The organism is Phenylobacterium sp. Root700, assembly GCF_001429025.1.
Taxonomy (GTDB): domain Bacteria; phylum Pseudomonadota; class Alphaproteobacteria; order Caulobacterales; family Caulobacteraceae; genus Phenylobacterium.
The window spans coordinates 16283-41831 of sequence record NZ_LMHT01000027.1 but is presented as its reverse complement, the minus strand read 5'-3'; the positions used below and the strand labels follow the sequence as shown (position 1 = coordinate 41831).

The window sequence follows — 25549 nt, the reverse complement described above, 5'->3', positions numbered from 1 at the left end:
GCATGCTCAAGGCAGACCGGCCCTGGCGAACCAACCAGCCTTGACCATCAACACAGTCGCCGGTCTTGCTGCGCAAACCTGGATGACACGGATGGTGGGCGTCCGGGCCTAATGCTTGCCGCGATCGCGGCCGAAGTTCGGCTCGGCGCTTTCCTGGCCCGCGGCGATGATGCCGCGGCGGATCTCGCGGGTGCGGGTGAAAAGCTCGTGCAGCTTGTCGGCCTCGCCCCAGCGGATGGCGCGCGACAACGCCTGCAGGTCTTCGGTGAAGCGGCCGAGGATCTCCAGCACCGCGTCCTTGTTGGCCACGAACACGTCGCGCCACATGGTCGGGTCGGAGGCGGCGATGCGGGTGAAGTCGCGGAAGCCGCCGGCCGAGTATTTCATCACCTCGGCCTGGGTGACCTCCTCCATGTCGGCGGCGGTGCCGACGATGTTGTAGGCGATCAGGTGGGGCAGGTGGCTGGTGACGGCCAGGACCAGGTCGTGGTGACGGTCGTCCATCTGGTCGACATTGGCGCCCAGCGCCCGCCAGAACTCCGACAACCGGCCGACCGCCTCGACATAGGGCTCGTCGGTTCTGGCTTGGGGGGTGAGGATCACCCAGCGGTTCTGGAACAGCTCGGCCAGGCCCGCGTCGGGGCCCGAGTGCTCGGTGCCGGCGATGGGGTGGCCGGGAATGATGAAGACGCTGTCTGGCAAGGCGGCGGCCAGGGCGTCGGCGACCGAGCCCTTCACCGACCCGACATCGGTCACGGTGGCGCCGGGCTTCAGCGCCGCGGCGGCGGCCTTGGCGGCCTCGCCCATGGCCAGCACCGGCACGGCCAGCACCACGAGGTCGGCGTCCTTCACCGCTTCGGCGATGTCGGCGGTGACCTCGTCGGCATAGCCCAGTTCGACGATGCGCTGGCGGTGCGCTTCGCTGGCGTCGGCGACGCCGACCACGCCGACCACGCCGGCCTCGCGCGCCGCCCGGATCACCGAGGAGCCGATCAGCCCGCAGCCGATCACCGCCATCCGAGGATAGATCACGCTCACGCCGGTTGGTCCTTCATGAAGTCTTGCAGCGCCTCGACCACGGCCCGGTTGTGCTCTTCCAGGCCGATGGTGATGCGTAGGTGGTTGGGCAGGCCGTAGCCGGCCACGTAACGGACGATTAGGCCGCGCGCGCTCAGGAAGGCGTCGGCCTCCTTGGCGGTCTTGCCAGGCGTGGTCGGGAACCCGACCAGCACGAAATTGGCCGCCGAGGGCAGCGGCTCGAGGCCAAGGCCGCCAAGCTGCTGCGTCAGCCACGGCCGCCATTGGTCGACCAGGGCCAGCGAGCGCTGCTGGAATTCGTCGTCGGCCAGGGCTGCGACGGCGGCCAGCTGGGCCGGGATATTGACGTTGAAGGGCAGGCGGATGCGGTCGATGGCCCCGGCCATCTCCTCGGGCATATAGGCCCAGCCCACCCGCAGGGCGGCGAGGCCATGCAGCTTGGAGAAGGTGCGGGTGACCACGACATTGTCGAACTCACGCACCATCGACATGCCGTCTTCATAGGCCGGGTCGTGGCAGAACTCGGCATAGGCGCCGTCCAGGCAGAGCACCACGCTGGGCGGCAGGGCCGCGTGCAGCCGGCGGATCTCTGCGGCCGAATTCCAGGTGCCGGTCGGGTTGGCGGGGTTGGCGACGAAGACGATGCGGGTGCGCGCGTCGACCAGCTTCAGCAGTTCGTCGACATCGACGCGGTAGTTGGGTTCGGGCGCCATCCGCACCTGCGCTTGGCAGGCCCGTGCGCCGATGGCGTAGGCGCCAAAGCCGAACTCGCCCTGGACGATGTTGTCGCCGGGCTCGAGGAAGGCCTGGTTCAGGAGCTGGAAAATCTCGTCGGAGCCGCAGCCGAATAGCAGGCGTTCCGGCTCCAGGCCGTACTTGGCCGCCAGTGCTTCGCGCAGGGCGGTGGTGCGGCCGTCGGGGTACATCTGCAGCTTGTCGAAGGCGGTGGAGAAGGCCTCGCGGGCGTCTGGGCTGGAGCCCAGGATGTTCTCGTTGGCCGACAGCTTCAGCGGATGCTCGACGCCGTCGACCTTGGACTGGCCCGGCACATAGGGGGCGATGTCCATGATGCCCGGCTTGGGCGTCGGACGGGGCGCGGCGGAACGGTCGAGAACGGTGTCGGTCATTGGGGCGAAGGCCGGTCGTGACGGGAGGGACGGCTCGTCCTTACACGTCCAGCTGCGCAGGCGCAGCCCCGATGACGCCGGTGAGGCGGCCCGGCGCGCGGGCCAGCCGCGCGTCGTCGGGCTGATAGAAGCCGAGCAGAGCGAACAGTTTCAGCCCCCCGGCTTCGGCGATCAGGTCGCCGGCGACGCCGTCGCGGCCCAGGGCGTCCTCGATGGACTGGGCCGAGCCGGCGGCGTCGGTGACCCAATAGGTCAGGTCCGACCCGGTCGGCTCGACATCGACATCAGCCACGGCCAGGGCCGAGAGCGGCCCCCAGGCGGTCAGGCAGGGCAGGGTCGCGAACACCTTCAGTTTCGGTTCGGCCAGCAGACGGCCCCACCAAGGGGTGTCGGAGGCCAGCGCCAGGATGGCCACGCCGCCCGGCGTCTTGGCCGCGGCCAGGGCGTCCTCGGCCTTGGCGACCTGGCGCAGGGACGGCGCGGCGCCGAAGCGCAGGCGCGCGCCCTCGACCGCCCGGCCGGAATCGCGACCGCCGAAGACGGTCAGATGGAAGGCGCCTTGGCGCGAGAGGCTGTCGCCGATCAGCTCGCGCCAGATCCGCACCACCAGGCTGGGACGCGCGGCGTTGCGGGGCTTGTCGAGCAGGGCGCGGACCACCTGGGCTTCGCGGCCGGGGCGCAGGGCGAACTTGTCGCCGTCGCCGGCGGCGGCCTTGGCCGCGGCGACCTGGATGGCCAGGCCGGCTCGCTCATCCACCAGGGCCAGGAGCTGAGCGTCGATCGCGTCGATGCGGGTCCGGACGGCGTCCAGGCTCGGCGCAGCGGTCTTGGGATCGGCCTCAGCCATTTTGTCCCCCGAAAACGAAGGTTTGGCGCTTAGGTCATTGCGGCGAGGGGCGCAATAGGCGCCGTCGCCGCAAGAAAGTTGCATCGGAAACTGCTTGGTTCAGTAGACCTTGGGCGCGGGGCCCACGGCGACAGGACCCAAAGTGGTCTGGCCGGCCTGGAAGGTGACATTGGCCTGCGCCACGTCGCCGGTTCCCTGGCGGGCGGCGGCGACCGCCGAGGCGGCGAGCGCGGCTTCCGGGCGGATGACGCCGGTCTCGGCCATGGCGCTGAGCGCCTTGGGGGCTTCGCGCAGGGTGACGTCCAGATGTCCCGTCAGGCGGCCGTCATAGCCGACGCCGAGCGTGCCCGACTTGGCGCCGATCACCGCCTCGCCGGCGGTGACCCCGGCTTGGCGCACGGTCATCAGGCCGCCGGCGGCGACCCAGCTGCGAACCGCGTCTGGCCAATCGCCACCCTTGAAGGCGCTGACCTTCGAGAGCGTCGAGTCCCAGAGGATGGAGATCGGCTTGTCGCCGGCCAGTCGGGCGAACAGGCCCGACAGCTGCGCCTTGCCGGCGTCGACCTTGAACATCACCGCGGCCTGGTCGTCGGGACCCGGGCGTAGGTGGAACTCCACCTTGTCGGCGGCCGAGAGGGCGAAGGGCTGGGCGCCGGCGGCCGGCGCGAAGGTGAGCTTGGTCCCCTCGAACGAGAAGTTCGGCAGCGGGCTGTCGAGATGCGAGAGGCTGGCGTGGATCACGTCGCCCTTGACGCTCACCGCCCCGCCGGTCGGGCGGGTGAAGGTGAGGCCGGTCGGCGTGGCGATCACCCAGGTTCCCAGGCCGTGCATATAGGCCTGGGTCTCCAGGCGCGGCGCGGCCAGACCCCAGCCGGACGGCTCGCGCAAGCGCGCGTCGGTCAGGGTGACGTTCAGCCGGAAGGGATAGCCGGTGATCCGCCGTTCGGCCCAGGACACGTCGTATCCGGCCTTACGCAGCTGTTCGGCGCCGGCCTCGATCCGCTCGGCCGCCTGGGCGCGGGCATAGATCCAAAAGCCGCTCCAACCGACCGCCGCGACCAGGGTTATGGCGAAGGGAAGATACAGCCCCATGCGTCCGCGTTTGCGGGGCGCGAGCGGATCGGGCACAGGAGAGAGAGGCGGAGCGGGTTTTGCGCGGCGGGCCATGTCGGTTGAGCGTTGGGTTTTCGGTTACGGGTCGCTGATGTGGCGGCCGGGTTTTGACCACCTGGAGCGCCAGGCCGCCACCCTACACGGGCGGCGTCGGGCGTTCTGCATCTATTCGGTGCATCACCGCGGCACCTATGAACGCCCCGGCCTGGTCTTGGGGCTGGCCCCCGGCGGCGCGGTGCGCGGCGCCGCCTACCGCGTCGCCGAAGAGATCTGGCCCGAGGTCTACGGCTATCTGCGTGAGCGCGAGCAGCCGACCGAGACCTATGTCGAGGCCAGCGCCACCGTGCGGCTGGCCGACGGACGCAAGGTGGAGACCCTGACCTTCCTGTCCGACGTGCATCATCCGCAATGGGCCGGCGCGCTGTCGCTGGAGCGCCAGGCCGAACTGATCGCCGGGGCGACCGGGCTGTCGGGGCGCAATGTCGAATACCTGCGCGACCTGATCATCCACCTGCGCCAGCAGGAGATACGCGACCACGCCATGGAAAAGCTGCTGGTCATGGTCGATGCGCTGGAGCTGGTGGCGAAATAGACCGCCAGATGCTCCCTTGTTCCTCCCCTGCGTAGCGGGGGAGAGGGAGGAACGAGGCCTACAGAACCAGCAGCTTGTTCGACGCGGTCTCGATGCGCTCTTCCAGCAGGCGCATGAACTCGGCCCGCTTCAGGCCGGGCGCGATCGGCTCCAGATACTCGAAGACGATGGTCCCGGGTTTGCGCATGAAGCCGTGCTTGGGCCAATGGACGCCGGAGTTGGTGGCCACCGGGTGCACTGGCACGTCGAGCTCGCGATAGAGCGCGGCGATGCCGGGCTTGTAGTCAGGCGGCGCGCCGGGCTCCGAACGGGTGCCTTCCGGGAAGATCAGTACCTGGCGGGCGTCGACGAAGCGCTCCTTGGAGTCGCGCATCAACTTGCGCAGCGCCGTCGAGTGACCTCCGCGGTCGACCACGATCATCTTGCCCTTCATGGCCCACCAGCTGAAGAAAGGGATCCACATCAGCTCCTTCTTGGTCACCATGCAGGCGTCCGGCAGGAAGGCGAACTGGGCGAAGACGTCGAACATGCACTGGTGCTTGGACGCCACCAGCGCCGCGCCCTTGGGCATATGCTCGCGGCCCCGGACCTCGATCCTGATGCCGCAGATCACCCGCAGCAGGAAGATGATGCCGTTCGCCCAGACGCCCATCAGACGCATGATCCACCAGCGCGGGCCGAGCAGGGCCGGCGACAGGCCGACAGCCACCATCACCGACCAGATGTAGAACAGGGCCACGAAGAGCAGGGAACGCAGGGCGGTCAAGAACGTCAGCCTTTCTTGGGCGCGGGGTCTTCCGCATCGGCGCGGGGCCCCAGACCCAGGACCGCTTCGCGGCCCAGGATCGCCAGATATTTGCAGTATTCTACGACCATCAAGCGCGCGCCGCCGCTAGTTCCCCACCAGCGACGGGCTTTCAGCACCGAGGTCGCCACGGGGTAGGGGGTCAGCTTGGTGTCGGGCATGGCGCCGCGCAGCTCCAGCATGGCGCGCGGCATGTGGTAGTCGGCGGTGACCACGATCAGGCTGTCGAAGCCCATGGCGCGCGACCACTCCTGGGTCTCGCGGGCGTTGCCGACGGTGTTGGCGGCGTCGAAGCCCAGGTCCACGCAGCAGTCATAGAGCCGGCGGACCGCGCGGCTGACCGTGCGGATGTCTTCGCGCGAGGCCTCGCGGTTGACGCCCGAGACCAGCATGCGTTTGGCCTTGCCGTCTTCCAGCAAGCCCATGGCCGCGCCGATGCGGGCGTTGGAGCCGGCTCCGGTCAGGGCGACCACGCCGTCGGCGATTTCCGGTTCGGGCGCCGGGGTCGAGCGTTCGACCCGGGCGGCGAACGCCAGCAGGCCCGCGGCCCAGATGGCGGCGACCACGAGGATGGCGGTGAGCCCCCTCACGCCAGGTCTCGGATCATCGCCTGGGCGGTCAGGCGCGCGGCGAGCGCGGCCACCGCGCCGGCGGCCAGCGGGGCGGGCAGGACCGCCAGCAGGTCGAGCCAGGAGATCGGCAGAACGGGCGTCAAACCTTGGCCTCCCCCCGCCAGGCGCAAAACAGCCCCCATGATCGCCGCCGCGCCCGCGCCGAACAAGCCCGCGATGGCCGCCATCTTCGCAAACCGCAACTGGAACAGTCCGGCGATGAAACTGTCCTCGGCGCCCGACAGGTGCAGCACCTCGACCACCTCGCGCCGCGCGGCGAGCCCGGCGCGGGTGGCGAAGGCGACGACCGCCGCAGCGGCGGTGGCGATCAGGCCAAACACCGCCAGGCCGATCCAGCGGGCGATCTGGGCGGCGTGCTGGATGTCGGCCATCCAGACGGAATGATCATCGACCACGGCGTCCAGGCCCTGGGCCTTCAGCGCGTTATCCAGGGCGGCCGCGTCGGCCGGGGCCTCGGTCGTCAGCTGGACGGCGACCAGCCGCGGCACCGGCAGGTCGGAGAGGTCGGCGTCACCGAGCCACGGCGCGATCAGCGCCTCGGCCTTTTCACGTTCCAGCGCCCGGGCCTCGGCCACGCCGGGCACGCCGGCCAGGGTCTCGGCGGCGCGGGCGGCGGCGCCGTCCGGGGTCTCGTTGGCCTTGGGGCGCACGATGACGGTGGCTTGGCCGTCGAGCTGGCCGGTCCAATCACGGGCTGCGCGGTTGGTCGCCAGCACGGCCAGCAGGGTCAGGCAGGCCAGGAAGCACAGCGTCGCCACCACGAAGGTCAGCGACCCGTCGCGGGAGTCGGCCTCCGGCAGGAAGGCGGCGGGGCGCCAGCGCTCGACGTCGAAATCGCTCATGAGCGATGGCCATGGGCGGTCAGCCGCCCATTGTCCAGGTGCAGGACCGGCATGCCCGAGCGGGCGACCAGGTCCTCGTCGTGGGTGGCGAACAGGACGGTGGTGCCCAGGCGGTTCAGTTCCACGAACAGCTTCAGGATACGCAGGCCCATTTCCGGATCGACATTGCCGGTCGGCTCGTCGGCCAGCAGGATCTCGGGACGGTTCACCACGGCCCGGGCGATGGCCAGCCGCTGCTTCTCGCCGCCCGCCAGCGTCGCCGGCATGGCGTGCATCCGGTGCTTCAGCCCGACCCAGGCCAGCAGTTCGGCCACGTCGCCGCGATAGCTGTCGGCCTTGCGGCCCTCGATGCGCAGCGGCAGGGCGGTGTTGTCGAACACCGACATGTGCTCCAGCAGCTTGAACTCTTGATAAACCACGCCAATCCTGCGGCGCAGGAAGGGCTGATCCTCGCGTGCGACGGTGGAGACGTCCTGCCCGAACAGGTGCATGAGTCCCTTCGAGGGCTTCTCAGCCAGGAACAGGAGCTTGAGCAGCGAGGTCTTTCCCGCTCCCGACGCGCCGGTCACGAAGTGGAATGACCCAGGCGCAAGGGAGAAGGTAAGATCCTTCAGAGTCTCGGGGGCACGACCATAGCGCATCGAAACATCATCGAAGCGGACAACAGCGTGATCGGCGTCAGGTGCGCCTGTGGCGTTTGGGTTTCTGGACATGAGAGCCGAAATCGGCGACCTCGGTTGAGGTTGCTGGAGCGTCCGATTCGGCCGTCATGATACTGACCTGTCCAGAGTGCGCCACCAGCTATTTCGTGGATGATTCCAAGATCCCCACGGAAGGCCGCGCTGTGAAGTGCGCCAGTTGCGGGGCGCGGTGGACCGCAAACCTCGAAGACCCCTCGCTCCAGCTCGAAAAAAACGACGAGGAAGGCGCCTTCGCCCGCGAGCCCGCGCCGGAGATTTCCGAAGATCGCCCGATCCGGGAGCTGCCCGGCGAGGAGCTGCCCAAGGTCTTCCGCGCTAAGGCCGATACTGAGCGCCGGGTGCGCGAAGCCGCGACCACCGGGGTGATCTGGGCTGGCATGGCCGCGGTCCTGGCGGTGCTGATCGCCGTCGCCATTATTTTCCGGGTCGACGTCGTGCGGCTGTGGCCGCGGACGGCCAGCGCCTATGCGGGCGTCGGCCTGCCGGTGAACAGCCTGGGCCTGGTCATTGAGGGCGTGCGCTTCGAGCCCGCCTTGCAGGACGGTCACGCCGCCCTGGCCGTCTCGGGCATGATCCGCAACATCGAGGACAGGCCGGTGGTGTCGCCGCCGCTGCGCATCAGCCTGCTGAACGCCGACGGCAAGGCCATCGCCACCAAGATCGCCCGGCCCGCCGACGCCAAGATCCCGTCTGGCGAAACCCGCCACTTCGCGATCGCTCTACTCGATCCCCCGGCCAGCGCCCGTGAGCTCGAGGTGGCGTTCGCGCCGATGGAGCCGATCAATCTGAAGGTCCATCAAGCCGACCCGGCGCCTGGCGCGCACGACGCCGCCCCGCCGGCTCTGCGCCCGGCCGCCGGCGCGCCGACCCCGCCGCCGGTCGAGGCCCAGCCCCTGGCGGTCGGAACCCCCGACGCCTTGTCGTCCCATGACTGAGACCCCTGACAACCGTACGCCCGTCGTCCTGCTGAGCGAGGACGAGGTGGCGCGGCGCGTCGAGGCGCTGGCCCGCGAGATCGCGCCGCGCATCGACGACGACACCGTCGCCGTCTGCCTGCTGACGGGCGGGCTGTGGTTTGCTTCCGACCTGACCAGGGCCCTGGCGCGCGCCGGCCGTCATGTCCGCTTCGATGCATTGTGGCTGGCCTCCTACGGCGACGAGCGCGCCAGCCTGGGCCGCTGCGAGGTGCGCGCCGACCTGCAGCGCCCGCTGTCGGGCCGCACCGCCCTGATCATCGACGATGTGATCGACACCGGCCTGTCGTTGTCGGAGGCCCAGCGCCTGGTCCGTGACGCCGGCGCCAGCCGGGCGCTGACGGCGGTGTTCGCCTCCAAGCCCTGGCCGACCCCGCGCGCCATCGTGCCGGACTTCGTGGCCTGGCAGGCCCCGGCCCGGTTCCTGGTCGGCTACGGCATGGACGCGGCCGGGGCGATGCGCGGCCTGCCCTATATCGGGGCCTTGGACTAGGCCGACAGGCGCGCGGGCACGTCCTGGGCGCACCAGCCGGCCACCGCATAGAGCAGCTCGGCGGGTTGGATCGGCTTGGGGTGGGCGTCGTCGAAGCCCAGCCCCATCAGCCGCTCGCCCTCGCCGGACATGGCGTCGGCGGTGAGCGCGATCACCGGAATATCGATGCGCCCGGCCTTGCCGGCGCGGATCTGGGCCAGGGCCTCGATCCCGTCCATCCGCGGCATGTGGACGTCCATCAACACGGCGTCGAACTGACCGGCGCGCAGTTCCTCAAGACCGAACAGGCCGTCGTCGGCGAGCGTCACCACCGCGCCGGCCGCCTCCAGGATCGCCTTGGCCACGGCCTGGTTGACCTTGTTGTCGTCGACGACCAGCACCTGGCGGCCTTCGAGGCTGACGATGTCGTGCTGGATCTCGGCCTCAGCCGGGGCCGCCGCGGTGGGCAGCGGCAGGGCGACGCGGAAGGTCGAGCCCTCGCCCGGCGTGCTGGCGACCGAGATGTTCCCGCCCATCATCTCGGCGAGCTGACGGCAGATGGACAGGCCAAGGCCGGTGCCGCCGAACCGCCGGGTCGTGGAGATCTCGGCCTGGGAGAAGGCCTGGAACAGCTTGGTCTGCTGGTCCTCGCGCATGCCGATGCCGGTGTCGGTGACGACGATCTCGAGACCTTGGCGCGGCAGCGGCGCGATGCGGATGCTGACGCCGCCGCTCTCGGTGAACTTCAGGGCGTTGGAAATCAGGTTGAGCAGGATCTGGCGCACCCGGATGGGGTCGCCCGCCAGCCAGGCCGGGGTGGCGGGATCGATCTCCAGCGCCAGTTCCAGGCCCTTGAGGCGCGCGGTCTCGCTCCACAGCAGGAAGATCTGCCGGCCGAGTTTCTCGACGTCGAAACTGACGATCTCGAGCTCCAGCTTTCCGGCCTCGATCTTCGAGAGGTCGAGAATGTCGTTGAGCACGGCCATCAGCCCGTCGCCGGACTGGACGATCATGTCCAGGTAGTCGGCCTGCTGGCGGTTGAGTTGGGTCGCGGCCAGGGCGTGGGCCATGCCGAGCACGCCGTTCATCGGCGTGCGCAGTTCGTGGCTCATCATCGCCAGGAAGGCCGACTTGGCGCGACTGGCGTCCAGAGCCTCGGCCCGCGCGGCCTCCAGGGCCTTGGCGTTGCGCCGGATCGTGCGCGCGACATTGGTGATGACGATGGCCAGGCCCAGCAGGGCCAGGAGGACCAAGGCCAACTCCCATCCGCGGAACCCGGTCAGCAGGATCGGGGCGAGCGCCAGGGTCACGAAGGGCGCGGGCGCCAGGAACACGAACCCGGCCCAGCTCAGCGCGGCGTATTTGAGCGAGGCGACCAGCAGCCCGAGCAGGATCGCTAAGCCCGCCACCTGCAGCGGCGGGGGGCCGTAGAACAGGCAGACGCTGCCCATGGCCGACCATGCGGCGCTGAAGGCCAGGATCGGTGCAAGGCGCTCAACCAGGGGCGGGCGCCGGCCCAGGCGCGCATAGCGCGCGCGCGCGAACACCAGCGAGGCCTCAAGCGCGATGTTGACCAGGATCCAGATGCAGGCGGCCGGAATTCCAAAACCGATCAGCAGCACGGCGGTCGCCAGGCCCGATCCGAACAGCCGGTTGCGCCAGCTGCGCTTGCTGGCCTCCAGGGTCGAGCCGGGCAGCCCGTCTTCGAGTATCTCGCCCCAGGTCAAGCCCTGCAAACCCTGCACTTCTGTCGTCTCCGCTGCTCTTCCCCATTATGGCGCAGCTAGTGTGCAAGAAGAGTTTAGGATTAACGCCCCGAGGCGAGAGACTTTATTGCCAGGGCGCGGGGGCTTCCTTGGCCAGCATGTCCTCATAGGTCGGGCGCGGGCGGACGACGGCGTAGGCGCTTGCCTTGACCAGCACCTCGGGAACCAGCAGGCGGCTGTTGTACTCGCTCGACATCACCGCGCCGTAGGCGCCGGCGCTCATGAAGGCGATCAGGTCGCCGGCTTCCAGCGGCGGTAGGGCGCGTTCGCGGGTGAAGGTGTCGCCGGTTTCGCAGATCGGGCCGACCACGTCATAGACGACGGGCTCGCCAGCGCGCGGCTTCAGCGGGACGATCTCGTGATAGGCGTCGTACATGGCCGGCCGGATCAGGTCGTTCATGGCCGCGTCCAGCACCACGAACTTGCGGCCGCCCGGCCGCTCGTGGATGTGCTGCACCTTGGCCAGCAGGACGCCGGCGTTGGCCGCGATCATCCGGCCCGGCTCGAAGGCGTAGGCGATGTCCAGGCCGTTCATGGTCTTGGCGATCATGCGGGCGTAGTCGGCCGGCGAGGGCGGCGTCGGCTGGTTGAAATAGGGCACGCCCAGGCCGCCGCCCAGATCGAGCCGCTGCACCGACAGTCCTTCGCCGCGCAGGCGCTCGACCAGGCCGCGCATCTTGGTGAAGGCCGCCTCCATGGGGGCGAGGTCGGTGATCTGGCTGCCGATATGGCAGGTGACGCCGACGGGGTTGAGGCCCGCGTCGTTGGAGGCGTTGGCGTAGAGCCGCTCGGCCTCGGAGAACGAGACGCCGAACTTGTTGTCTTCCTTGCCGGTGGCGATTTTGGCGTGGCCGCCGGCCGAGACGTCGGGGTTCACGCGGATGGCGATGGTGGCCCGGGCGCCCAGCGACTGGGCGACCTGGCTGGCCAGCCGCATTTCCGGCTCGGACTCCACATTGATCTCGGCGACCCCGGCCTTCAGCGCGAAGGCCAGCTCGTCGGCGGTCTTGCCGACGCCGGAGAACACGATCTTCTCGGGTGGAACGCCGGCGGCGAGCGCGCGGCGGATCTCGCCTTCGGACACGGTGTCGGCGCCGGCGCCCAGGCGGGCCAGGGTCTTCAGCACCGCCAGGTTGGAGTTGGCCTTCACGGCGAAGGCGATCAGCGGATCGCCGCCGTTGTCGCCCTTGACGCCTTCAGCCACCAGGGCGTCGCGCAGCACCGTGTAGTGCCGTTCCAGCGTGGCGCTGGAATAGACATAGACCGGCGTGCCGACGGCGTGGGCCAGGTCGGTGAGGGACACGCCCTCGCAGAAGAGCTCGCCCTCCTTCAGCTCGAAATGATTCATCGCGGGTTCGCGTAGGGGTCCGGAAGGGCGCCCTGCGGGGCGCTGGAGGTGGGGTTCTGGGCCGAGTCGACCGGCAGGGTGCGCGGCGGCGCCGGGCGGTCGGCGCGGTTACGCGGATCGACGGTGTGGATCGTGCGTCCGGGGTCGGCGCCGGCGTCGGCGCCCGATCCCTTGCCGACCAGCGGGCCGGGACGCTCCAGGGCGCCCATCTTGCCGCAGCCGGCCAGCGCCGTCGCGCCGATCAGGGCGATCGCGAGCAGGGGACGAAGGGTCATGACAGCTTCTCCTTCCAACGCGCGATCTGGGCGCGGACTTGTTCCGGCGAGGTTCCGCCGTAGCTCTTGCGGCTGGCCGCCGACGCTTGCGGCGTCAGGACCTCATAGACGTCGGACGTGATGCGCGGCTCGATCGCCTGCAGGTCGGCCAGCGGCAGGCCCGGCAGGTCGCAGCCCAGGCTCTCGGCCTTCTTCACCGCAGCCCCGGTCACGTGGTGGGCGTCGCGGAACGGCATGTCCAGGGTGCGCACCAGCCAATCGGCGAGATCGGTGGCGGTCGAGAAGCCGGCGCCGGCGGCGGCGGCCATGCGCTCGGTCACCGGCTCCATGTCGGCGACCATGCCGGCCATGGCGGCCAGCGACAGCTCCAGGGCGTCGAAGGCCTCGAAGGTGGGGACCTTGTCCTCCTGCATGTCCTTCGAATAGGTCAGCGGCAGGCCCTTCATCACCACGGTCAGCTGGGTGAACGAGCCGAGCAGTCGGCCGACCTTGGCGCGGACCAGTTCGGCGGCATCGGGGTTCTTCTTTTGCGGCATGATCGACGAGCCGGTGGTGAAGGCGTCGGTCAGCTTGATGAAGCCGAACTGCGGCGTCATCCAGATCACGATCTCCTCGGCCAGCCGCGACAGGTGGGTGGCGCAGATGGTCGCCGCCGCCAGGCTCTCCAGCGCGAAGTCGCGGTCGGCGACGCTGTCCAGCGAGTTGGCGGTGGGGGCGTCGAAGCCGAGGGCGGCGGCCGTCGCATGGCGGTCGATCGGGAAGGGCGAGCCGGCCAGCGCCGCGGCGCCCAGCGGGCTCTCGTTCATCCGGGCGCGGGCGTCGGCGAAGCGCGAGGCGTCGCGGCCGAACATCTCGACATAGGCCATCAGGTGGTGACCGAAGGTCACAGGCTGGGCCGGCTGCAGGTGGGTGAAGCCCGGCATCAGGGTGGCGGCGTGCGGCTCGGCCTTGGCGACCAGGGCGCCCTGCAGGGCGGCGATCTGCGCAATGGTGCGGTCGGCGGCGTCACGCACCCAGAGCCGGAAGTCCAAAGCCACCTGGTCGTTGCGCGAGCGCGCGGTGTGCAGCCGGCCGGCGGCCGGGCCGATCAGCTCGCGCAGGCGGGCCTCCACGTTCATGTGGATGTCTTCGTACTCGTCGCGGAACGGGAAGGTCCCGGCCGCCATCTCCGCTTCGATGGCCTTGAGGCCGCCCTGGATGGCCGCCTCGTCCTGGCTTGTAATCACGCCTTGCTTGAGCAACATCGCGGCGTGCGCGCGAGAGCCGGCCAGGTCCTGCGCCGCCAGTCGCTTGTCGAAGCCGATGGAGACGTTGATCGCCTGCATCAGTTCGGCGGGCTTGGACGAGAACCGTCCACCCCACATGGCTTGGCCCGCGCCTTGCGGGTCTTGCGCCGGCTTGCCGGAAGCAGTCGAGGAAGAGTGCGTCATATGAGCGAAAAATCAGGTGGTGAGGCCAAGGGCGAACCCAAGGCGATCCCATTGAAGTGGGCGCTCCGGGGCGCCGCCGTGCTTGGCGTCGCCGGGATTGTCTACATCATCGCCCAGGCTTCCATAAACCCCCAGCGGGAAACGAACTTGAAGTCGCTGTCCACCGGCGAGATGGCGAAGTTCGTCACCCCGGTCGAGGCCGCGCCCGCGCCGGTCAACAGCTTCCAGGATCCGACCGGCGCGCCCAAGCGCATCGCCGACTTCAGGGGTAAGGTGACGGTGGTCAATCTGTGGGCCACCTGGTGCGGCCCGTGCGTGATCGAGATGCCGACCCTGGCCAAGCTGGCGGCTGAATATCAGGGCAAACCCGTGGAGATCGTCGCGATCAGCGTCGATCGGCCCGACGACGCCGACAAGGCCCGCGCCTTCATCGCCAAGCACGCGCCGCTGGCCTTCTATCACGACCCGAAAATGGCCCTGCCGTTCGCCTTCAAGCCGACGGCTTCGGGCATGCCGACCACCATCATCTATGGCGCGGACGGCGTCGAACGCGGCCGGCTGGCTGGCGGCGCGGACTGGGGCGGCAAGGACGCGAAGGCCCTGATCGACAAGGTGTTGGCGGAAAGTTGAACCGCAGGGGTTGTTGACGGTGGCGCTGGCCCGTGTGCAAAAATTTCGCCCGCAATCCGGACTTGGGCCTGCTCACGTTCCAACCGCCGCCGATGCGGGCCGAACTGGCGCCTTCCCAGACGACTGTGATTGTTTCCGGGCGACCTGACGGGGGTCCGTCGCGCGCCCAACGCTTGTCAGGGAGACAAGAGCGTTATGGCCACGGGTACCGTCAAATGGTTCAATTCCGCCAAGGGGTTCGGCTTCATTCAGCCTGACAACGGCGGCAAGGACGTCTTCGTCCACATCTCCGCCGTCGAGCGCGCGGGGATGCAAGGCCTCAACGAAGGTCAGAAGCTGGATTATCAGGAGAGGGAAGAGCGCGGGAAGATCGCCGCGGTCGACCTGAAGCCCCTCTAGGGCTCAAGCGTCAAACACTGCGGGCGTCGACTTCCAGCGAGGTCGGCGCCCGTTACTTTTAGGCTAGGCTGACACAGTTTCCCGGTGGCGGGTGGTCTTCTGGCCGGCGTCCGGATCGGTCATCACCCGAAGCAGGTTGACGAGCGACGAGCGGGCTTCCTGCGGCAACCGCTCGAAAGCGGTCAGCAGTTCAAGCGCGCCAGGCGTGCGCATGCGGCTAAGCAGATCGACGTCACCGTCCCCGGCTGGGGTGTCGAGAACATCCATCAGGTCCACAACCCGGCATCGCAGCGCCCGCGCAATCTGGACGAGCCGCGAAAACGAGATGCGGTTGGCGCCGTTCTCGTACTTCTGAATTTGCTGGAAGCTGACCCCGCACTGTTCGGCAAGCGCCTCTTGCGACATGCCGATCGTCCGCCGTCGAATACGCACAGCTGCGCCCAACGCCACATCCATTGGATCGGGAGTTTTGTTTGAAGGTTCCGCAGACATCTTGGCCTCCTCACCCTAAACGTCCGCCTACGGAGCAGCGGCTCCGGGGTTCGCGTTGGATTCGAGTGAGTTAAGGCCCATATTCACGCTTTGAAAAGCGCGAGTATCATCCACAGGCGCACGATAGACGAGCATGCTCACCGAACGCGTTTGGTGGAATTGGAGTGATCAATCCGCGAAGGCTTGGCAATTTGAGTAAACGCGGCCGGAAAATCGTCCTGAACTGCGTTAACTTGAGGCGAGAGCCATCCAAATCGCCCGAAGTGGCGCCAGGTCGTCGCTGATTTCAGTCTTCAGGTTGTGCTGGCCTTCAAACTGGACGCCGATCAGATCGGCCTTTCGCCAGCTTAAATGCGCGTCAAACGCGAGTCCTGCGACCACATGCAGCAGGGTGAAAACCGATGGCAGGGGCTGGCCGGCAGGAATTTTGACCTGCGCGCCCTGATCGCTGAGGTTGCGAATGCCGCAATCGATCGAGATGACGTGGCGCGGCCCGTAGCAGATCCGGCCGCGCAACAGGGTGCGCTGGCGGGGCTGGGCGCGTCGTTCCTGGCCGATGGGCGGCTCGTATCCCATGCGACCAAGGTTAAGGCGTAATGTTTGCGGCGGCGTAAAGACCGCGCCGCGGTCAGGTCTCGTCCAGCAGCGTCACCGGCGGCAGCCGGTAGCTGCCGTCGAGCAGGGCGGGCTTCGGCAGATAGGCCCGCATGAACAGGGCGAAGCCGGCGGGCGGGGCGGGCAGCCAGTTCGATACCCGCGCCTCGTCGGGACGCTGGTGGCCGATCCAGATGTCGAGCGAGCCGTCGTCGTTATAGGTCAGGCCCTCGGTGCGGTCGCCGATCGCGTAGCGGTCCAGCGGATTGTCGGCGAAGAAGAACTGCCCGTCGGCGGTGGCCTCGTAGAGACTGAGCGACCAGAAACTGTCCACCGCCGGCATGCGGTCGGCCGCGAAGTGCAGCCGCCAGGACCGCAGGCCGTCATAGATGCCGCCGCGTTCGCCGCGCCCGCGCATGTACATGGCCTCGACCGGCGGCAGGGCGGCCAGGCCGGCCAGGGCGACGCCGGCCCGGTAGGCGTAGCTCTGGCCGAAGTTCCCGAGGTCGGCGCGCGGATAGAACCAGCCGTCGATCCAGTTCGCTCCGCCGCCGCCGCGCCGCACCGCGACACGGGCCTCGGCCACGCCCGCCTCGATGGCGACGGCCTTTTCGGCGGTGAAGTTCTCAGGCGCGAACTCGCCCGTGCCGAGACCCAGGGCCGACACCTTGCGCAGCAGGGCGAGGTCGGTCGCCGGCGGCGGGTTGGCGACCATCAGCGCATCGACGCTGGCGAAGTACTCGTTCCAGGGCGCGGAGCGGCGGGCGTGGGTCTGGGGCTGCGGGGCGGGCGGGCCTTGCATTGAAAAGCCGGACTGGATGGCGCGGGCGGCTTCCAGATCGGCGGGGCCGTCCACCAGGATACGGGCCAGCGCCCAGACATGGTTGGTCGGCGCGCGCACGACATTGGGGCCCTCGGCGGCCTCGGTCGGGCCGACCAGCCGGAAGGTCCCGCCGTCCGGGCCAGTGGTCCGGGTGCCGAGGATGGCGAAATTGTTGGTGTAGGCGTCCATCAGCGCCAGCGAGAGGTAGCGCTCTCCGGCCGCCGGCAGGGTGATGGTCACGGGCCCGGCGCTCAGGTCGATCTGGGCGCTGGTGTAGAGCGTGTCGTTGTTGGGCGTGGTCACCGCCCGCATCTTGTGGTTGGCGAGGTTGCGCGCGTGGCTGAAGGTGTTGATCTCACCGCCAAACCCGGCGCGGCTGGCGCGGGTCATGGCGATCTCGATCAGCGGCAGGGCGTAGAGCCAGGCGTCGCGCGCGGCCTCCCGCAGTTGGTCATGGGCGGAGAGGGGGACCTGCGAACTCGACATATGAAGACGCCCTGGCCGCGAGTTTCATGCGCGCCGCCCCACGGCCGAAGGGCGGCGGCGGGCAACCTGCCGCGCCGCCCCGCCGATGGCAATCGCCTCTAGGCGAACACGAAGTCCGCGGCGGTCAGCGAGCCGGCCGAAACCCCGACCAGCACCACGGTCTGGGCGCCCAGGGTGATCAGCGTGTCGGCGCCCTGGCTGGTGATGTGGCTGGACAGGGCCGAGAAGTCGGCCGCGTCGCGGATCGGCCAGTCCGAAATGGCTCATGCCGGGCGGCGCCTTGGCCCTGGTTCGCCGCCAAATCGAGTGGTCGCTGCGTGTGGCGGCGGGCCTAGGTCTTCCGCATCCAGAACGACGCCCCGTAGAGATTCAGGCCCTCTAGCGGTCCCTGGCGCAGCATGGCGCCGGCGTGGCGCGACAGGTCGGGGTCCTGGCCGACGAACCAGCTGGGGAACAGGATCTCGAAGGCGCCTTGCCCGAACATCAGGGCGACGCCTAGCAGGTACTGCTCGTTCCACATCCGCTGGAGGTGGCCGCTGACATAGTCGTCGGGCAGGTAGATGTCGTGGATTTGGATGATCACGCCGGGCTTCAGGCGCGGCAGGATGTCCATGAAGAACACCGTGACGTCCGAGCCCTGGAATGATCGGTGCGAGGAATCCAGGAACAGGATGTCGCCGGCGTTCAGGTCCTCGAACATCGCCGGGTTGCAGGTCTCCAGCGGCTTGCGGAGGACCTGGTCGCACAGGGCGTCGACCTCGTTGCGCGGCTGCGGGTCGATGGAGATCAGCTTGGTGCGCAGGCCGTAGAGCTCGACGGCCCGCCGCGCGAACTTGGTCGAGACGCCAGAGCCGATCTCCAGGAAGCGGGCCGGATTGGTGGAGCGCAGCATCTGGGTCAGGGCCATGCCGTCCAGCGGCGGGAACCAGGCGTTCAGCCAGAATGGGGTGGTCGTCTCGTAGCTGCCGCCCAGCGGCAGCTGGGAGAAGTCGGCCTGGATCTCGCCCATGCCTGTCAGGAACGCGCGATAACGCTCCCGGCCCTTCCCGATCAGTTCGGCGAGCTCGCGATGCGGCGGCCGGCCCGAGCCATAGCGGACCGTCGAGCGATAGGGGTAGTCGACCACGGTGAACTCATGGGCCGCGCGCTCGCTCCAGAAGGCGAGGTCGGACGGCGTCTCGCCCACCGCGCCGCCGGTGGCGCGGGCATAGGCCTGCGCGGCGCCCGGTCCGTCGCCCAGACGATGGAGCGCGGTGGCCAGGTCCATCCATCCGCCGGCCGCCTCGGGCTCCAGTTCGACGCTCGTGCGGATGAGCGTCAGCCCCTCGTCGTGGCGACCGAGCTTGTAGAGCGTGACGCCTAGGAAGCGCTGGCCGGCCGGGTGGTCCGGCGCGGTGGATAGCACCCGGCGGAACAGCAGTTCGGCGTGGTTCAGCAGGTGCTCGCGCAGCCGGGTCACCCCGATCTTCAGGTCGCGTTCGGCGGCGGGCGCGAGGGCCGGTGTCGGCATGCTGAGATCCGGAATCGAAGGGACGCCCACCCTAGCCCGGTCTCGGTCGCCTGACGCCAGCCCAGATGATCGGAATGTCAGTTCAGGGACAGTTCCATCCGCACGGGCGCCGAGGTCGCCGTGAGCGGAGGATGGGCGGTGACGAAGATCCGGGAGGGTTCGATCTGTCCTCCGTCCAGCAGCGCGGCCTGCACCGCCTCGGCCCGGGCGCGGCCCAGCTGTTGGAGGGCCGGGTCATCGATGGCGATGCGCGCGCGCAGCTTGTCCTCCAACCAGGCCAGCGCGGCCTGGTCGGCGTCGGGCTTAGCGCCGCCCTCGGCCGCCTGGGGCTTGGGGATGTCGGGTTTGGCGCCGAACTGCTTGCGATAGAGGTCTTCCAGCACCCCGCGTCGGGTTTTCGGATCGGCCAGGGCGGCCTCGACCGCGCCGGCCTTGCCTGCGCGCTTGCCCAGCTTCTCGCTCGCCGCCGCGGCCAGTTCGGCCTTGAACCGGGTCTCCACCAGGGCCGGCTTGTCGAGCGCCGGGCTCACCGGCATCGGGATCTCGAGATTGAGCGCCGGCCGCTCGACCAGGGCTTTGGAAAGCGCCGCGACCTTGCCGCGGCCGGTGTCGTCGAGGACCACGGCGCCCGGCGCGAAGTCGATGAACTGCAGCTCCTCGCCGCCGCCGCCCAGCGACCCCAGCAGGGCGAAGGGCGAGGTGGCGATCTTGACGAACAGGTTGCCGACTACCTTCCAGATCACCGGCCAGATCTTGAACTTGGGATCGTCCAGGGTGCCGCTGATCGCCACCGGAATGTCGATCACCCCGTGACGGTCCTTCAGCAGGGCGACGATCAGCTTCATCGGCAGTTTGACGGCGTCGGCGCTGTCGACCTTCTCGCCCAGCTCCAACTGGTTGATGACCACCCGGTGGTTGGCGTCCAGCTTCTGGTCGTCGATCCGGTAGTTCAGGTCGACGTCCAGCTTGCCCTTGTTGATCCGGTAGCCCGCGAACTTGCCGGAATAGGGGGAGAAGGTGGTCAGCTCCATGTTCTTGAAGCTCATCTTCACGTCGGTGAAGCTGCGGGCGGCGAAGTAGTTGACCTGCCCGGCGATCTTCACCGGCGCATAGCGGTCGACCTGGCCGGCCAGGTCGACGTCGGCGCGGGCGTCCTGGCGTCCCGACAGGCCCTTGATCGTGCCGTCCAAGGATTCGATGCCGGCGATGAAGTGCGGCTCGATCGACAGGTCGGAGAAATCCATCCGCCCGTTCTCGATCCGCACCAGTGCGATCTCGACCGGCAGGGCCTCGCGCTTGGGCGGTTCAGGTTTGGGCGGCGGAGGCGGCGCCCGCTTGGCCTTCTTGAACAGGCTGACCTTGGGCTTCACCGGCTTGGGCGCCGGGGCTGCGAGCGCCTGGGCGGCCGCGGCCTTGGGATCAAGGACCGTAGTGGTGTTCATCACGTAGTTCGGGCCGATCACCACGCGGGCGTAGGGCTCCAGGGCCACCGCCTCGCGGACCTTCACGGCCAGCGGCAGGGTGCGCGCGCTGACGCCCTCAAGCCGCAGCGAGCGCCAGTTGACGAAGTCCTGCTCCAGGGTCTTGTCGACGGTGTGGAAGTTGTCGACGCGCAGGGCGCCGTCGAACTTGGCCGCGCCGCTGGCGGCGTATCCGGCCCGGCCCTTGCCGGAGATCCGGCCCGACAGCAGCCGCAGGTCCGCGCCGCCGTCGATATAGGGCTGGAAGCGCGGCAGATCGATGTCGCTGGCCTCGACGTCGAGGTCAGCCGACACCTTGTCCAGGGTGACCGTTCCCCTGGCGGCCAGCCGGCCTCCGCCCTCCAGGCCGGTGCTGGCCTGCACCTGCACAGGCTTGACGATCGGCAGGGCCAGGCCCGTGACGGCGACATCCAGCGGGGTGGCGACGATGCGCAGCGGGGTGGCGATCGAGCGTTCTTCGAAGGCGATCTTCGCGGCCTTCACGCGCAGGTCCGGCAGGTCGACTTTCCAGGCCGGCGCGGCGGGCGCGGCCCCGGCCCCGGGCTTGGCGGCTGGGGACGGCGGGCCGGCGTAGCGCGCCAGATTGATCGCGCCGCCGGGCTCGGTCCAGGCGGTCACGGTGGGGTTGTTCGCCTCGATGCGGCCGACGCTGACGCTCTGGCCCGGCACGTCCACATGCACCTTGGAGACCACGACCTCCGGCAAGGTCACCCAGTCGGCGGCGGCGCCCTGGGCGCGCAGGCCCGCGTCGGTCAGGCGTAGATCATTGACGTCGACGCCCAGGGTCAGGTTCTCGCCGTTCAGGGCGAAGGCGTAGCCGCCGGACAGACCCAGCTCGCCGCTGGTCACGCCAAAGGGCAGGGCGTCGTCCGCCAGTTCGGCCAACGGCGCGACCTTGACCCTGGTCAGGGCGAAGGTTCCGCGCGAGGCCAGCGGATTGAGGCCCAGCACGCCGCGCCAGGCCAGGCCCTCGCCGCGCTCGGAGACGGCGTTGAGCACATAGGCGGCCCCGTCCTTCACCGTGCTGAAGTTGTTCAGGGTGAAGCCGATAGGGGTGAAGGTCTTGGAGAACGGCTTGCGGCGCGCCAGGTCCACGACCTCGGCGCGGCCATGGCTGACCGACAGGTGCTCGATCGTCACCTTGGCCGGCGGCTTGTCCTCTTCCTTGGGCGGGATCAGGTCGACGATGTTCAGCCGTCCGTCGGCGCGGCGCACCAGCCGCACCTTCGGCGCTTCCAGGCTGATCTCGTTGAAGACCACGCCGCGCCGCCAGATCGAGGCGATCGACAGATCGACCTTTAGGCGATCGAAGCCGATCATCGGCTTGCCGTCGGCGTCGGGCAGGCTGAAGCGGTCGGCCTCCAGCTTCAGCGTGAAGGGGTTGAGCCTGACCTCGCCTAGCGTGGCCTTGCGCTGGTAGCGCTCGGCGACCTGGCTGACGACCTGATCCTTGATGATCCGCGGGGCCACCCAGAAGCCGAGGCCCGCATAGAGCCCGACCAGCAACGCCGCGCCGGCGGCGATCCAGAGCGCCAGGCGCACCGGCCCGCCGCGTCGTCTCGGCCGGGGAGACTCCTCGGCCGCGTCCTGCGGGTCAGGCGAAGATGGCATGCGCGCTCCCATCGGCGGCGGCGCAGGGCGCCCGGCCGCCAGGCGACGATACCTCAAACCTCAGCCTTGGCTATCTCAGGTTGAGGCGGCGAGCGCCTGCTGGAGGTCGGCCAGCAGATCGGCCTCGCTTTCCAGCCCAACCGAGAGCCGCAGCAGGCCGTCGCCGATGCCGGCCACCGCGCGGGCCTCGGCCCCCATGCCGACATGGGTCATGGTGGCGGGATGGGCGACCAGGCTTTCGACCCCGCCCAGCGACTCCGCCAGGGTGAAGACCCCCACCGCCTCGACGAAGCTGCGGACCGCGTCCACGCCGCCCGCCAGGTCGAAGCTCAGCATCGCGCCGAACCCAGCCTGCTGTGCCTTGGCGATCTGATGGCCAGGATGGCTGGCCAGCCCCGGATAATGGACGGCGCGAACCGCGGCGTGACCTTCCAGGAAGGCGGCGACGGCGGCGGCGTTCTGCTGCTGGCGCTCGATGCGCGGGAACAGGGTGCGGACGCCGCGCAGGATCATGTAGGCGTCGAACGGCGCGCCGGTGACGCCGGTCATGTTGGCCCAGGCGGCCAGGGCCTCGACGTCGGCGGGATCGGCGGCGATGACCGCCCCGCCGACCACGTCGGAATGGCCGTTCAGGTATTTGGTGGTGGAGTGGATGACATAGTCGGCGCCCAGGCTGATCGGCCGCTGCAGCGCCGGCGAGAGGAAGGTGTTGTCGACCGCCACCTTGGCGCCGGCCGCTTTGGCCAGGCCCGCCAGGACGACGATGTCGACCACCCGCATCAGCGGATTGCTGGGGGTTTCGATCAGCACCAGGGCCGGGGCGCGGGCAAGCGCCTGGGCGAGCGCCGCCGGGTCGGACTGGTCGACAAAGGCGATCTCGAACTGGCCGCGCGCCGCGCGCGCCGCCAGCAGCCGATAGGTGCCGCCGTAACAGTCGTGCGGCGCCACGATCAGGCGGCCGGGGTCGACCTGGCTCAGCACCAGATCCACCGCCGCCATGCCGCTGGCGGTGACCACGGCTCCGGCCCCGCCTTCCAGCTTGGCCAGGGTGTCGGCCAACTGGTCGCGGGTCGGGTTCGCCATCCGGCTGTAGGCGTAGCGGCCCTCGCGGTCGAAGCCTTCGAACAGATAGGTCGTGGACAGATGGAGCGGCGAGGTCACGGCCCCGAACGCGGTGTCGCTCGCCACCCCGTTGGCGGCGGCGATCGTCTGGGGGGCCTTGGGCGTCGTCATTCGAACTGGTGCTCCATCGGCGCCGGAGGCCGCCCCGGCGAGGGCTCTTCGTCGCCTCCCATCCATAGCGAAATCAAGGCATGCCGGGGTATATCGTTAGGCGATGCATTGGGCGATGAAAATGAACATGACGCCACCGCGAGCGCTGCATATCAAAGGGTGCGCCGCGACGAGGAGACGTCCATGACACCAGTCGGAGATCGAGCGGCGGACCCCGGCGTGCTGACCTTGGCCGATTACGAGGCCCTGGCCTCGTTCCGATATGCGGTCCGGCGCTATCTGGCCTTCGCCGAGGCCGGCGCCCGGTCGGTCGGATTGACCTCGCAACAGCATCAAGCCTTGCTGGCGATCAAGGCGCATCCGGCGCCCAAGCCGATGTCGATCGGCGACCTCGCGGCGCAATTGCTGATCAAGCACCACAGCACTGTCGAGTTGATCGGCCGTCTGGAAAAGGCCGGCTACACCCAGCGCGCGGTGGACGACGACGACCGGCGCAAGGTGCTGGTCTCGCTGACCGATCATGGAGAGGCGGTGCTGGCCGCGCTCTCGGCGAACAATCTCAACGAGCTGCGCGTGATCGCTCCGGCGTTCTCGGGCCTGCTCGGCCAGCTCGAGAAGCTGAGCGGCGACTGACCTCGCCTCAGATGTAGGGCATCAGCAGGTGGGGGCTGTAATAGGCCGCGACCTTCTCGCGCCAGGCGCCGTCGCCCGCCCCGAACCACTGCAGCTCGTCGCGCGTCAGGCTGGGCGCGGCGGCCAGCGACGAGGTGTCGAAGGGGACGACATAGCCGTCCTTCTCGAGGTCGTAGGCCAGCAGCGCCCAGGGCAGCGGGTGGAACCGTTCCGAGGGGCGGGCGCCAAACGCGACCAGCGCATAGGTGATCCGGCCTGAGCGCCGATCAATCGACAGGTCGCTGATCTGGCCGACCCGCCTGCCATCCTTGCGGAAGATCGGAACGCCGCTCATCCGGCTGGCGGCGATCAGCCATTCGCGGGGGTGAACCCTGGGATCGCAATGATCCAGCCCCGCCACGGCCTGCGATAGGCGGCGGTCAGGCGCCGTCTCGACGCTCCAGGTTCTCGCGGGGGCTGCGGCCGGTCGGCGCGCCTGGACGACGCCGAGGTCATGGCCGTGGCGACCCGCCTCGGGATAGGCCCGCCAAGGGGCGCCGCTATGGGCCAGCCAGCCCATGAAATCGGTCACGAACTTCATCTCCGTCCTCCTTCATGGAATCGAGATAAGTATCGTAATGCGATATATTAAGCTGTGTCATGGGGAAGAATGAACACGATGGCGTGTCCCGGCGGTTTCGCCTGCAGCCGCGCTGCTGCAGGCGAAGGCCAAGCGTCTTAAGCGGGCGCCTTCGCCCGGGCTTCGCCAAACCCGGCGGCCTGGGTGTTGGCCTCGAGGAAGGCGACCAGGTCTTCAGCGGTGTCGGGCGAGTTCGGGGTGTGGGGATAGATGTGGGCGGTGCGCTCCTTGCGGTCGAACCAGATCACGTCCTCCTGGGCCTGGTCCGGCCGGGCGGCGGCCAGCCAGTTCACGGTGTCGGCCCCTTGCGCCTCGGTGCGCAGCACCGACTTCAGGATCTTGCGGAACCGGGGCATCGATCGCCGCACGCCGACGGTGTCGGCCCAACCCGGATGCATCGCGTAGAACCGCAGATCGGTCGCGCCGTAGGCCTTGCGCCAGTAGCGGGTCAGCACGACCTGGCCGCGCTTGGCCAGGCCGTAGGCGCGCACGCCCTCGTAGCCGGTCCCGACGTCGTTGAGCTTTTTCACCAGCAGCGGCTGGTTGTACATGCCGCCCGAGGAGACCTCGATGACGCTCGCCCGTGCGGTGAGCATGCCCCTGGAGATCAGCTCCCGGGTCAGCAGATAGTGGCTCTGCAGATTGGTGACGAACGAGGTTTCGAGGCCTTCGGAGGTGATCTTCAGCTTGCCCAGCATGCAGCCGACATTGTTGACCAGCACGTCGATTTTTACGCCGCGCGCCTGCAACCGTCCGAGCAGCGCGTCGACCTCGCTCTGCAGCGAGAAGTCGGCCATTTCCGGAACGATCTGGCCAGGTCCCTTCACCGAGGCCGCGAATTCACGGAGCCGGTCGGGGTTGCGCGCCACGGCGATGACGGTGGCGCCGGCCTGCGCCGCCGCCCGGGCGGCGGCGGCGCCGACGCCTTCAGAGCCGCCGTTGACCAGCCAGGTCTGACCGGAAAGGTCAGGCCGCAGCGTCCTCCAGAACGGCCGCCTCGCATAGTACCCGATGGCGCTGTAGCTCGGCGTGAAGCGAGCATAGAAGGTGATGATCTTCCAGATCTTAGCCATGAA

General features: G+C 69.0%; 26 protein-coding genes. 6 read left to right on the top strand and 20 right to left on the bottom strand.

From position 1 onward, the window contains the following. Window positions 1-108: 108 nt before the first annotated feature. From ASE02_RS13985 to ASE02_RS13970, 4 genes are all read right to left on the bottom strand, one after another. Window positions 109-1038: a prephenate/arogenate dehydrogenase family protein gene (locus ASE02_RS13985; RefSeq protein WP_200957678.1), complete on the bottom strand. Its 930-nt coding sequence runs from the start codon at window positions 1036-1038 to the stop codon at window positions 109-111. Beyond that, a complete protein-coding gene (hisC, locus tag ASE02_RS13980; protein ID WP_056735149.1) occupies window positions 1035-2165 on the bottom strand; it encodes a histidinol-phosphate transaminase in 1131 nt (376 codons plus the stop codon). Before hisC ends, ASE02_RS13985 begins: the two co-directional genes overlap by 4 nt. 40 nt (window positions 2166-2205) lie before the next feature. Then, complete coding sequence (locus tag ASE02_RS13975; protein WP_056735148.1) at window positions 2206-3012, bottom strand: chorismate mutase; 807 nt, start codon at window positions 3010-3012, stop codon at window positions 2206-2208. Between the two features lie 99 nt (window positions 3013-3111). Further along, on the bottom strand, window positions 3112-4104 hold the full coding sequence (locus ASE02_RS13970) for a DUF2125 domain-containing protein (protein WP_056735147.1): 993 nt from the start codon (window positions 4102-4104) through the stop codon (window positions 3112-3114). Between the two features lie 73 nt (window positions 4105-4177). Here ASE02_RS13970 and ASE02_RS13965 point away from each other — a divergent pair, with 73 nt between their 5' ends. Then, a complete protein-coding gene (locus ASE02_RS13965) occupies window positions 4178-4717 on the top strand; it encodes a gamma-glutamylcyclotransferase (RefSeq protein ID WP_056735146.1) in 540 nt (179 codons plus the stop codon). Between the two features lie 58 nt (window positions 4718-4775). Here ASE02_RS13965 and ASE02_RS13960 read toward each other — a convergent pair whose 3' ends face one another. The 4 genes from ASE02_RS13960 to ftsE are packed head-to-tail and all read right to left on the bottom strand — an operon-like array spanning window position 4776 to window position 7709. Beyond that, window positions 4776-5483 (bottom strand): 1-acyl-sn-glycerol-3-phosphate acyltransferase, encoded by a 708-nt coding sequence (locus tag ASE02_RS13960; RefSeq protein WP_156406055.1) that lies wholly within the window; start codon window positions 5481-5483, stop codon window positions 4776-4778. A gap of 5 nt (window positions 5484-5488) precedes the next feature. After that, window positions 5489-6112 carry a YdcF family protein gene (locus ASE02_RS13955; RefSeq protein WP_056735145.1) on the bottom strand — a complete coding sequence of 208 codons (624 nt, stop codon included), beginning with the start codon at window positions 6110-6112 and terminating at the stop codon, window positions 5489-5491. Beyond that, complete coding sequence (locus ASE02_RS13950; protein WP_056735144.1) at window positions 6109-6996, bottom strand: ABC transporter permease; 888 nt, start codon at window positions 6994-6996, stop codon at window positions 6109-6111. The genes ASE02_RS13955 and ASE02_RS13950 overlap by 4 nt, the downstream gene beginning before the upstream one ends. After that, entirely contained in the window at window positions 6993-7709 is a 717-nt protein-coding gene (ftsE, locus tag ASE02_RS13945; RefSeq protein ID WP_056735143.1) for a cell division ATP-binding protein FtsE, read from the bottom strand. The genes ASE02_RS13950 and ftsE overlap by 4 nt, the downstream gene beginning before the upstream one ends. A 56-nt stretch (window positions 7710-7765) precedes the next feature. Between ftsE and ASE02_RS13940 the strand changes: the two genes are divergently transcribed. Both ASE02_RS13940 and ASE02_RS13935 read left to right on the top strand, forming a co-directional pair. Next, on the top strand, window positions 7766-8632 hold the full coding sequence (locus ASE02_RS13940; protein ID WP_056735142.1) for a DUF3426 domain-containing protein: 867 nt from the start codon (window positions 7766-7768) through the stop codon (window positions 8630-8632). Then, entirely contained in the window at window positions 8625-9164 is a 540-nt protein-coding gene (locus ASE02_RS13935) for a phosphoribosyltransferase (protein WP_056735141.1), read from the top strand. Before ASE02_RS13940 ends, ASE02_RS13935 begins: the two co-directional genes overlap by 8 nt. Here ASE02_RS13935 and ASE02_RS13930 read toward each other — a convergent pair. The 4 genes from ASE02_RS13930 to argH all read right to left on the bottom strand — a co-directional run bounded on the left by ASE02_RS13930 (window position 9161) and on the right by argH (window position 13962). Beyond that, window positions 9161-10888, bottom strand: coding sequence for an ATP-binding protein (locus ASE02_RS13930; RefSeq protein WP_235536698.1), 1728 nt, complete (start codon window positions 10886-10888; stop codon window positions 9161-9163). The genes ASE02_RS13935 and ASE02_RS13930 overlap by 4 nt on opposite strands. Window positions 10889-10973: 85 nt before the next feature. Beyond that, on the bottom strand, window positions 10974-12257 hold the full coding sequence (gene lysA / locus ASE02_RS13925) for a diaminopimelate decarboxylase (RefSeq protein WP_056735140.1): 1284 nt from the start codon (window positions 12255-12257) through the stop codon (window positions 10974-10976). Beyond that, on the bottom strand, window positions 12254-12532 hold the full coding sequence (locus ASE02_RS13920) for a hypothetical protein (protein WP_056735139.1): 279 nt from the start codon (window positions 12530-12532) through the stop codon (window positions 12254-12256). Before ASE02_RS13920 ends, lysA begins: the two co-directional genes overlap by 4 nt. Continuing rightward, on the bottom strand, window positions 12529-13962 hold the full coding sequence (argH, locus tag ASE02_RS13915) for an argininosuccinate lyase (RefSeq protein ID WP_162257173.1): 1434 nt from the start codon (window positions 13960-13962) through the stop codon (window positions 12529-12531). The genes ASE02_RS13920 and argH overlap by 4 nt, the downstream gene beginning before the upstream one ends. Here argH and ASE02_RS13910 point away from each other — a divergent pair, their 5' ends adjacent. Both ASE02_RS13910 and ASE02_RS13905 read left to right on the top strand, forming a co-directional pair. Beyond that, window positions 13963-14592 carry a TlpA disulfide reductase family protein gene (locus ASE02_RS13910; RefSeq protein ID WP_056735137.1) on the top strand — a complete coding sequence of 210 codons (630 nt, stop codon included), beginning with the start codon at window positions 13963-13965 and terminating at the stop codon, window positions 14590-14592. A 195-nt stretch (window positions 14593-14787) separates the two neighbouring features. Then, on the top strand, window positions 14788-14991 hold the full coding sequence (locus ASE02_RS13905; RefSeq protein ID WP_056735136.1) for a cold-shock protein: 204 nt from the start codon (window positions 14788-14790) through the stop codon (window positions 14989-14991). A gap of 63 nt (window positions 14992-15054) precedes the next feature. On the opposite strand, the gene ASE02_RS13900 is transcribed toward ASE02_RS13905, so the two are convergent. From ASE02_RS13900 to metB, 6 genes are all read right to left on the bottom strand, one after another. After that, window positions 15055-15483: a helix-turn-helix domain-containing protein gene (locus ASE02_RS13900; RefSeq protein WP_082602073.1), complete on the bottom strand. Its 429-nt coding sequence runs from the start codon at window positions 15481-15483 to the stop codon at window positions 15055-15057. Window positions 15484-15711: 228 nt separating this feature from the next. After that, window positions 15712-16059: a PilZ domain-containing protein gene (locus ASE02_RS13895; RefSeq protein ID WP_056735134.1), complete on the bottom strand. Its 348-nt coding sequence runs from the start codon at window positions 16057-16059 to the stop codon at window positions 15712-15714. 52 nt (window positions 16060-16111) lie between these two features. After that, a complete protein-coding gene (locus ASE02_RS13890) occupies window positions 16112-17386 on the bottom strand; it encodes a DUF1254 domain-containing protein (RefSeq protein ID WP_056735133.1) in 1275 nt (424 codons plus the stop codon). 331 nt (window positions 17387-17717) lie between these two features. After that, window positions 17718-18896, bottom strand: coding sequence for a class I SAM-dependent methyltransferase (locus tag ASE02_RS13885; protein ID WP_056735132.1), 1179 nt, complete (start codon window positions 18894-18896; stop codon window positions 17718-17720). Between the two features lie 77 nt (window positions 18897-18973). Then, window positions 18974-21988, bottom strand: coding sequence for a DUF748 domain-containing protein (locus ASE02_RS13880; RefSeq protein WP_162257172.1), 3015 nt, complete (start codon window positions 21986-21988; stop codon window positions 18974-18976). A gap of 75 nt (window positions 21989-22063) precedes the next feature. Continuing rightward, window positions 22064-23221 carry a cystathionine gamma-synthase gene (gene metB, locus ASE02_RS13875; protein ID WP_056735130.1) on the bottom strand — a complete coding sequence of 386 codons (1158 nt, stop codon included), beginning with the start codon at window positions 23219-23221 and terminating at the stop codon, window positions 22064-22066. Window positions 23222-23404: 183 nt separating this feature from the next. On the opposite strand from metB, the gene ASE02_RS13870 reads away from it, so the two are divergent. Further along, window positions 23405-23854: a MarR family winged helix-turn-helix transcriptional regulator gene (locus ASE02_RS13870; RefSeq protein ID WP_056735129.1), complete on the top strand. Its 450-nt coding sequence runs from the start codon at window positions 23405-23407 to the stop codon at window positions 23852-23854. A 7-nt stretch (window positions 23855-23861) separates the two neighbouring features. On the opposite strand, the gene ASE02_RS22660 is transcribed toward ASE02_RS13870, so the two are convergent. Beyond that, complete coding sequence (locus ASE02_RS22660; RefSeq protein WP_056735128.1) at window positions 23862-24434, bottom strand: PRC-barrel domain-containing protein; 573 nt, start codon at window positions 24432-24434, stop codon at window positions 23862-23864. A gap of 137 nt (window positions 24435-24571) precedes the next feature. Next, a complete protein-coding gene (locus tag ASE02_RS13860) occupies window positions 24572-25546 on the bottom strand; it encodes an SDR family NAD(P)-dependent oxidoreductase (protein WP_056735127.1) in 975 nt (324 codons plus the stop codon). Window positions 25547-25549: the final 3 nt, after the last annotated feature.